General features: G+C 73.1%; 9 protein-coding genes. 5 read left to right on the forward strand and 4 right to left on the reverse strand.

From position 1 onward, the window contains the following. Positions 1-229: 229 nt before the first annotated feature. From ACWDEW_RS47745 to ACWDEW_RS47755, 3 genes are all read left to right on the forward strand, one after another. Complete coding sequence (locus ACWDEW_RS47745) at positions 230-1,126, forward strand: universal stress protein (RefSeq protein ID WP_450522485.1); 897 nt, start codon at positions 230-232, stop codon at positions 1,124-1,126. A gap of 16 nt (positions 1,127-1,142) precedes the next feature. After that, positions 1,143-1,412, forward strand: coding sequence for an SHOCT domain-containing protein (locus ACWDEW_RS47750; protein WP_450522487.1), 270 nt, complete (start codon positions 1,143-1,145; stop codon positions 1,410-1,412). A gap of 256 nt (positions 1,413-1,668) precedes the next feature. Beyond that, on the forward strand, positions 1,669-2,517 hold the full coding sequence (locus ACWDEW_RS47755) for a universal stress protein (protein ID WP_450522489.1): 849 nt from the start codon (positions 1,669-1,671) through the stop codon (positions 2,515-2,517). Between the two features lie 144 nt (positions 2,518-2,661). On the opposite strand, the gene ACWDEW_RS47760 is transcribed toward ACWDEW_RS47755, so the two are convergent. Beyond that, positions 2,662-3,651, reverse strand: a complete 990-nt coding sequence (locus tag ACWDEW_RS47760) for an Acg family FMN-binding oxidoreductase (RefSeq protein WP_450522491.1) — start codon at positions 3,649-3,651, stop codon at positions 2,662-2,664. Between the two features lie 135 nt (positions 3,652-3,786). Then, positions 3,787-4,488 carry a response regulator gene (locus tag ACWDEW_RS47765; RefSeq protein ID WP_450522493.1) on the reverse strand — a complete coding sequence of 234 codons (702 nt, stop codon included), beginning with the start codon at positions 4,486-4,488 and terminating at the stop codon, positions 3,787-3,789. Between the two features lie 224 nt (positions 4,489-4,712). Here ACWDEW_RS47765 and ACWDEW_RS47770 point away from each other — a divergent pair, with 224 nt between their 5' ends. Beyond that, positions 4,713-5,291, forward strand: a complete 579-nt coding sequence (locus tag ACWDEW_RS47770) for an Rv1733c family protein (protein ID WP_450522495.1) — start codon at positions 4,713-4,715, stop codon at positions 5,289-5,291. Between the two features lie 65 nt (positions 5,292-5,356). On the opposite strand, the gene ACWDEW_RS47775 is transcribed toward ACWDEW_RS47770, so the two are convergent. Both ACWDEW_RS47775 and ACWDEW_RS47780 read right to left on the reverse strand, forming a co-directional pair. Beyond that, the gene (locus tag ACWDEW_RS47775; protein WP_450522496.1) at positions 5,357-6,016 is read right to left on the reverse strand and encodes a CBS domain-containing protein; all 660 of its coding nucleotides are present in this window, start codon (positions 6,014-6,016) and stop codon (positions 5,357-5,359) included. A gap of 35 nt (positions 6,017-6,051) precedes the next feature. Next, positions 6,052-6,516 carry a cyclic nucleotide-binding domain-containing protein gene (locus ACWDEW_RS47780; RefSeq protein WP_450522498.1) on the reverse strand — a complete coding sequence of 155 codons (465 nt, stop codon included), beginning with the start codon at positions 6,514-6,516 and terminating at the stop codon, positions 6,052-6,054. A gap of 197 nt (positions 6,517-6,713) precedes the next feature. Here ACWDEW_RS47780 and ACWDEW_RS47785 point away from each other — a divergent pair, with 197 nt between their 5' ends. Then, a complete protein-coding gene (locus ACWDEW_RS47785; protein ID WP_450522500.1) occupies positions 6,714-6,914 on the forward strand; it encodes a hypothetical protein in 201 nt (66 codons plus the stop codon). Positions 6,915-7,343 lie beyond the last annotated feature (429 nt).

Raw genomic sequence — 7,343 nt, forward strand, 5'->3', positions numbered from 1 at the left:
CTTCACTTGGCCGCGAGGCACTTCGGATGCCGCCCCGGTCGGGAGCCACGGCATCCTTCCTCCGGCGTCACCGCCAGCGTCCCGCTCCGCGGCCCGGCGCCCCAGGGGCTGACCGGGCAGACGGTGGGGCCGGATGGCCCCGCGCAGGGTCCGGCGGCCCCTCCCGCCCCGGCGGTGGACGGACGACGCTGGCACCGAGGAACACACCGAGTGTGGGGAGGTGCCGATCATGCTCGCATCCGTCATGGCAGGAGTCGACGGATCGCCGGAGAGCCTGGCCGCGGCCGAATGGGCGGCTCGGGAAGCACTGCGCCGCGGCCTGCCGCTGCGGCTCGTGCACGCCTGGGACTGGCATCCGCGTCGTGGCGAGAGGGAGCCCGACAGCGCGGTCCAGCGGTATCTGGCGCGGCGCGCCCTGCAGCAGGCCGAGGACCGGGTCCGGGCCGCCTGCCCGGACGTGCGTCTGTACGACGACCAGGTGGAGGGGCCCGCGATCCCGTCGCTGCTGAGGCTGGCCGAAGGCGCCGAACTGGTGGTGCTGGGTTCGCGCGGCCTGAGCGGTGTCGCCGGGTTCGTGGTGGGCTCGGTCGCACAGGGGGTGGTGGCCCGTGCCACGGTCCCCGTCGTTCTGGTCCGGGCGGGGGAGGAGGAGGCGGACGAGCACCTGCCGGCCACCGGCGACAGCGGCCCGCGGCCCGGGTACCGGGACGTGGTGCTCGCCGTCGACCTCGACGCACCCTGCGACGAGGTGATCGAGTTCGCCTTCGAGGCGGCCCGGCTGCGCGGCGCGCGGCTCCGGGTCGTCCACGCCTGGCAGACGCCTGTGCTCGGGCTCGGCCCCGGCGAGGTCGACCTGCTCAACGACCCGCGTCGGGCCGAGGAGCGGCAGGCCGCCCTGGCCGGTGCCCTGCGGCTGTGGCGCGACAAGTACGCCGGTGTCGAGGTCGTCGAGACGGTGACCAAGGACCGGCCCCGGACCGCGCTGATCCGGGCGGCTTCCGGCGCGAGCCTGCTGGTCGTCGGCCGCCGGACCGTGGAACGGCCGGTCGGCCGCCGCGTCGGTCCGGTGACCCACGCCGCCATCCACGACGTCGACTGCCCTGTCGCCGTTGTCCCGCACTTCTGAGGATGTGACCCCCGTGATGACGTACTGGAACCAACACGGCATGAGCGGATGGGACTGGTTCGCGATGTCGGTCGGCTCGGTCCTGCTGTGGGCCTTGCTCGTGACCATCGCCTTCCTCCTCATCCGCAACCTGAGCCGTACCTCGCAGCGTCCGCACTCCCTCGGATCGCCCCCGCCCGAGCAGGTGCTCGCCGACCGGTTCGCCCGCGGGGAGATCGACGAGGAGGAGTACCGCAACCGCCTGGCCGTCCTGCGCACGGACGGCTCCCGGCTCACCGAGCACTGAGCACCGAGCACCGAGATCAAGAGCGGGACGACGATCGACGGCACGGGCCGTCCGTCGCCCCGCCCTTCGGCGTTGTGGATCCGGTCGCCGCGTCGCCCGGAGAACCGTCGGTCCGACGGGCACGGGCACGGGGGCCGGTCGGTGGGCCGACGGGGACCGTCCGGCCCCTGTGGGCGCCCCGGCGACCGCACGACTCTGGAGTCCGGTGAAGCGCCGCTTCCGATCGGGGAGGGTGCCTGGAGAGGGGTGGACTGTGATGAGTGGCCCGGTGGTCGTGGGAGTGGACGGTTCGCGGTCGAATCTGGCGGTGGTGGAAGCCGCCGCGAAGGCGGCCGAACGGCTCGGCGTCGGCCTGGAGTTGACGCAGGTGGTCGGCTGGCCGGCCGCGGCAGGGCGGTACGGCATTCCCGCCTGGGAGACGGACGGGACCGGTGGGCACGCGTCGAACAGCGGTGCGCTGGCGGAGGCCGAGCGGCACGCCCACAACGCCGCACCGCGCGTGCGGATCTCGCGCGAAGTCCTCGTCGGCGAGCCCGAGAACGTACTGGAGGGCGAGTCGCGCACCGCGTCGCTGACGGTCGTCGGAGCCGACGGCGCGCACGGGTACCGCACCTTGCGCAAGGGATCGCTGGCCAGGCGCCTGTCGGCGCGTGTGTCCGGTCCGCTGCTGGTCGTGCGCGGCAGGCCGAACCCCGTCGGTCCGGTGCTGCTCGTGGTCCACGGCACGTCGACGCTGCGCGGAGCCGCCGAATTCGCCTTCGCCGAGGCCTCGGCACGCGGGACGGACCTCGTGGCCGTGCAACTGCGGAACGTCCCCGCCGCACGTCCCTACGGCGGGTCTTCCCCTGCCGCGACCGAGGACGAGGAGGACGTCGCGCTCGCCGGCGCCCTGGCCGGGCTGCGCGAGCAGTACCCGGACGTCACCCTGCGGTGCCGTCGGCCTCGCAACCGGTCCCGCCGGGCCCTCGTCGAGGCCAGTGCCGACAGCCAGCTTCTCGTCGTCGGGGCGCGCGGCCGGTTCGGGCTCGTGGGCCTGCCGCTGGACCCGGTCTGCCAGACGGCGCTGCGCGAGGCGGACTGCCCCGTTGCCCTCGTCCACTGCTGACGCCTGCGGACGCCTACCGAGACGAGAGCAGAACCGCCGGAACAGAGAGTGACCGGTAGAACGCCATCTGGCGTTCTACCGGTCACTGGTTTTCCCGCCGACCGGCGCTGCGCGAGGCCCGGACCCGGTGGGGCGACCAGGCTGTCAGGCGTGCCGGGCGAGCCGCGCCTCCTCGCTCAGCGCCTGACGTGCCCCACGACGCGGTGACGCGGGCCCCTGCGGCCCGTAGCCGAGTCGGAGCACCATCTGGGCGTGCGCCCGCCGGCTGTCCGCGAGCTGCTCGCGCAGGTCGGGCCACTCCAGCGCCTGGTGGAGCAGGGAAGCCCGTACACCGTGCGCGGTGGCCACCAGCAGGACGCGCTCAAGTGCCTCGCCGGCGCGCAGCCAGTCCGTCCGGCGGTCGTGCAGGGTGGACAGGACGGCGATGGAGGGCCGTTTCTCGAAGGGCCGGGCGACGAGGGTCATGGGGTGTCGCTGGGAGGTGAAGACCCGCATCGGGATCTGTTCCCGGAAGTCCTGCGGCCCGACCGCCTCCGGTGGCATGCCGAGCGCGTCGCCGTTGGGCGGGTGGACCCAGCGGCGGCTCTCCGCCGCCCGGTCGGAGTCCGCGGTGTTGCGCTGCTCCGCCTCCCGGGTCAGCCGCAGCAGCCGGTCGGTCTCCGTCGGGCCGGGGAGGTCGAGCACCGAACCCTCCGCGTGGGCCGCCTCGGTCAGTTCGGCCAGCACGGAGGCCGGCACCTGCCGGTCGGCGAACGGGAAGCGGCTGCTGTGCCGGCGCCACACCGCGTCGTACAACCGCGGTGCCGCCGAGAACCGTGCGGTTCCGGCGAGCCGTACGGTGGCCAGCAGGTCCGGCTCGTGGGGCCGGGGGAGGAGCCGGGTCACGGGCTCCCAGCCGTGGTGGGCGACCGCCACGCGCAGGTTGAACAGCGCACACCCCACCGAGACGTGCAGGGCGCGTCCTGACGGGTCGGTGTACCGCAGGCCGCGTTCCGCGACCGCCCGGATCTCCAGCGTGACGGTGTCCGGATCGAGCCGGAACCGCCAGGGCTGGGTGTTGTGGATCGAGGGTGCGGCTACGGACGCGGCGATCAGCGTCTCCAGGGTCGGCACGTCGAGAACCGTGCTGGACATGTGGACTCCTCCCCGCCCCGCCCCCCAAGAGCGGCCGGGCTGTTCGCTGTTCCTGCCCAGCGTGGTCCCGCCAGGAGGACCAGGAGGAGGGGCCGTTCGGCCTTGGGAGCCCGCCGGACGGCCCGGCGCGGCGGCTCAGTTGCCGGAACGGTCGCCCGACTCGGGCTGCTCCAGGTGCGAGGCGAGCACGGCGGCCTGCACCCGGCGCTGGACACCCAGCTTGGCCAGCAGCCGGGAGATGTGGTTCTTGACGGTCTTCTCCGACAGATACAGCTTCTTGCCGATCTCGCGGTTGGTGAGACCGTCCCCGATCAGGGCGAGGATCTCCCGTTCACGCGGGGACAGGCTCGCCAACTCCGGTGCGATCTCCGGGGCTTGGGCGGGTTCGGCGCGCAGCGAGCGCATCAGGCGGGCCGTCGTCGCGGGGTCCAGCATCGACTGCCCGGAAGCGACCGTCCGCACCGCCGAGATCAGGTCGGAGCCCTTGATCTGCTTGAGCACATAGCCGGAGGCCCCGGCCATGATGGCGTCGAGCAGGGCGTCCTCGTCGTCGAACGAGGTCAGCATCAGGACGGCCAACTCCGGCATCTGGTCGCGCAGTTCGCGGCAGACGGTGATGCCGTTGCCGTCGGGGAGACGTACGTCCAGGACCGCGACGTGCGGGCGCACCGCGGGGGCCCGCACCAGCGCGTGCTCGACGTTCTCCGCGTCGCCGACCACCGAGATGTCCTCCTCGGCGTCCAGCAGGTCGGACAGACCACGTCGCACGACCTCGTGGTCGTCCAGCAGGAACACACGGATCGGATCCTGTGCGGTGAAGGTGCGTGCCTCGGCCATCTCGACCCCTTGTTCCCGGAATGTGAACGGACTGCGCGCCGTCCGTGACCACGATCATCACGCGCCCGGACCGGAAGCACTAGGGCCGACCGGCCCAACCGGCCCTTCCGGCGTGTCCTCACCGGCCCCCGCGCGACGGTCGGGCGGCCCCTCCCGGCGGCGATCACCCGGTGGGACCGTCCTCATGTTCTCGTCTTCATGATGCCCGTGAGGGGGTGTGACCGATGCGGAAGATCAAGCGCGTGAAGGTCCTGGGGTGGCGCTGGCGGCGCAACGAACTGCGTCGGCACAGCGACGCGGTGGAAGCGTGGATCGTGCTGGGTGCGTGGGCGCTCGCGACGACGGCCGGGGCCGTGGCCGGTGTGGCCGGCGCCCAGAGCGTGGCGGCGGCGCAGGCGCGGGACGCGGCGGAACGCCGGCCTGCGACCGCCGTGCTCCTCACCACCGTGCCGCGCGGTAAGGGCGTCGGGGTCGACTACAACCGCGTGAAGGCGAAGGTGCGCTGGACCGACGCGCAGGGGACCGTCCGCACCACCACGACGGACGTGAAGGCCGGAACGGACGTCGGCGGCACGGTCCCGGTGTGGACGGACGGGCACGGCCACCTCATGAGTGAGCCCCCGAGCCCGTCCGTGGCGACGGCGCGTGTGGTGGCCGCCGGTGCGGGAGCCGGGCTGGCCGGCGGGCTGTTCGTGCTCGCCGGTGGACGCCTGATCCGGCTGAGGGTGGAGCGCCGGGCCACCGACCAGTGGGGCGAGGAGTGGGAGCGGGCCGCCGCGCGGTGGGGGCGCAGGACCGGCTGAGACGCCGTTGCCCCGCCGGCCGTCGGTGGCCGGCGGGGCAACGGCTTGCGCTCCGACGGTACTGCTCACTCCGCGGAGCCGTCGGGCTCGTCGAGTCCGAACTCCACGTCCACGACCCCCTCGACGCCTCGGACGAGCCGCGCCGCCACGGGAACCAGGGACGTGTCCCGCACCCGGCCACCGAGCTTTACGACCCCGTCCCGCACCTCTACCCGGACCGCCGACGCGGGACCGGGGAACAGGTACGCCACCACTTCGCGGCGCACCTCCTCCGCGATCTCCTCGTCGTCCCGCAGGAACACCTTCAGCAGGTCGGCCCGGCTGACGACGCCCTCCAGCCGGCCCGCGTGATCGACGACGGGCAGTCGCTTGACCTTGGCCCGAGCCATGGTCCGCGCGGCCTGCGCGAGGGTCGCGCCCGGGCTCACGGTCAGCGCGGGCGAGGTCATCAGCTCGCCCGCGGTCACCGAGCCGGCCTTCGCGAGATCGGCCAGCCGGCGCAACTGCGTGTACCGGTCGGGGTCGTTGTCGCGGAACTCCTCCTTGGGCAGCAGATCGGCCTCCGAGACGATCCCGATCACGCGGTCCGCCGCGTCGAGCACGGGCAGGGCGCTGACCTTCCGCTCCTGCATCGTGCGGACGATGTCCTTGAAAGCGGCCCCGCGGACGACGGTGGCGACGGTGCGGGTCATCACGTCGCTCACGATGTGCGGTGATCCATGCATGGTCACTCCTCCCTCGCGGGGGTTCATCGGCGCGGTCACCGCATGCCTCCGCTGCCGTACGGGGCGTACAGGTCCAGCAGCCGGGTACGGGCCGAGCGCAGCCGGTGGGCCACGATGTCGCCCACCCACTGGGAGACGGTCATACCGAACTCGGGATCGTCCTTGCAGAGGGTGCGTACGGCCGTGGCGTCGAACTCCCAGGCGCGTACCGGTGTCGTCGCCTCGGCGCCCAGGTGCCAGGAGTGCGGGCCGAACAGCCAGGACCAGCCGACGAGTTCGTTGTGTCCCAGCGATTCGATGACGGCGGCCCGGCGGCCGGGCACGCGCATGTCGAGGGCGATCGTGCCGGTGCGGATGATCCAGAACCGGTCGGCGCGGGCGCCCTCCTCGAAGAGCCGGGTGCCCTGGGGGATCGACACCTCCCGTGCGAGCGTCATCAGCCGTTCGCGGTGCTGCGCGGGCAGAGCCCGCGGCATGCTCGTGGTGGGGGAAGCGTTCATGGCGTGCCTCCAGAGAGTCTTGCGGACCTGCCATCTCCAGCGTGTCCCGGTGGGTCCCGCCCTGCCATGGGCCACCCGGCCTGCGGGACGGGCCGACCGGCGCCCCCGGGGGGCCCTGCGGCACCCTGTGCCGTCGCGTCCGGCGCGGTTCGATGAAACCGAGAGCAGTACTCGACCGAGACGAGGAGGTGGACACCGTGGGTACGACCTTGACACCGGAGTTCTGGAGGCAGTTCGCCGTCCTGCTGGTGATCGCGACCGCGCTCACCGTCGTGGTCGGCGCCGCGCTCGACGCGCTGGTGCTGCGGATGCGCGCCCGTCGGACCCCGCGGCGGCGGTCGGTCTCGTCGGTGGTCCACACGCACCGGCCGGCCGGGCGGACACCCGTTCACCACTGACACACCATGCGTGAAGACCGGACCCGCAGTCACCGACGCACCTCGGTGACTGCGGGTCCGTCGCGTCCTGGAACGTGGGGGTCCTGGGTGCCGGCGGCCGTCCGCCGCACAGCCGCGCGCTGACCGGAGCCTGTTCTGCCGGAGGCCCAACAGGCCCTGCGGAAGGGGCCGTTCAGCCCGCCGACGGCGGACCAACGGCATCAGGTGACAGACGTCCCGCCGCACCAGAGTGAGCGGTGCAACGAACGATCCGACACCTCGAAAGGACCACGATCATGGCTGTGCACGAGCACCCGCACCGCACCTCCGGCTTCCACCTGCCGACGTTCCGCAGGAACGGGTCCGCGTCCGAGGGCGCCGTGACGGCAGCCGCCACGGCGACCACCACGGTGCGTGCCTACGCGTTCGCGTCGTTGCGTCTGCTGACGG

It is taken from the genome of Streptomyces sp. NPDC001100 (genome assembly GCF_053598575.1).

Coding starts and splice junctions, on each gene's coding strand:
- ACWDEW_RS47745 (WP_450522485.1), top strand. CDS start 230: ATGCTCGCATCCGTCATGGCAGGAGTCGACGGATCGCCGGAGAGCCTG.
- ACWDEW_RS47750 (WP_450522487.1), top strand. CDS start 1,143: ATGACGTACTGGAACCAACACGGCATGAGCGGATGGGACTGGTTCGCG.
- ACWDEW_RS47755 (WP_450522489.1), top strand. CDS start 1,669: ATGAGTGGCCCGGTGGTCGTGGGAGTGGACGGTTCGCGGTCGAATCTG.
- ACWDEW_RS47760 (WP_450522491.1), bottom strand. CDS start 3,651: ATGTCCAGCACGGTTCTCGACGTGCCGACCCTGGAGACGCTGATCGCC.
- ACWDEW_RS47765 (WP_450522493.1), bottom strand. CDS start 4,488: ATGGCCGAGGCACGCACCTTCACCGCACAGGATCCGATCCGTGTGTTC.
- ACWDEW_RS47770 (WP_450522495.1), top strand. CDS start 4,713: ATGCGGAAGATCAAGCGCGTGAAGGTCCTGGGGTGGCGCTGGCGGCGC.
- ACWDEW_RS47775 (WP_450522496.1), bottom strand. CDS start 6,016: ATGCATGGATCACCGCACATCGTGAGCGACGTGATGACCCGCACCGTC.
- ACWDEW_RS47780 (WP_450522498.1), bottom strand. CDS start 6,516: ATGAACGCTTCCCCCACCACGAGCATGCCGCGGGCTCTGCCCGCGCAG.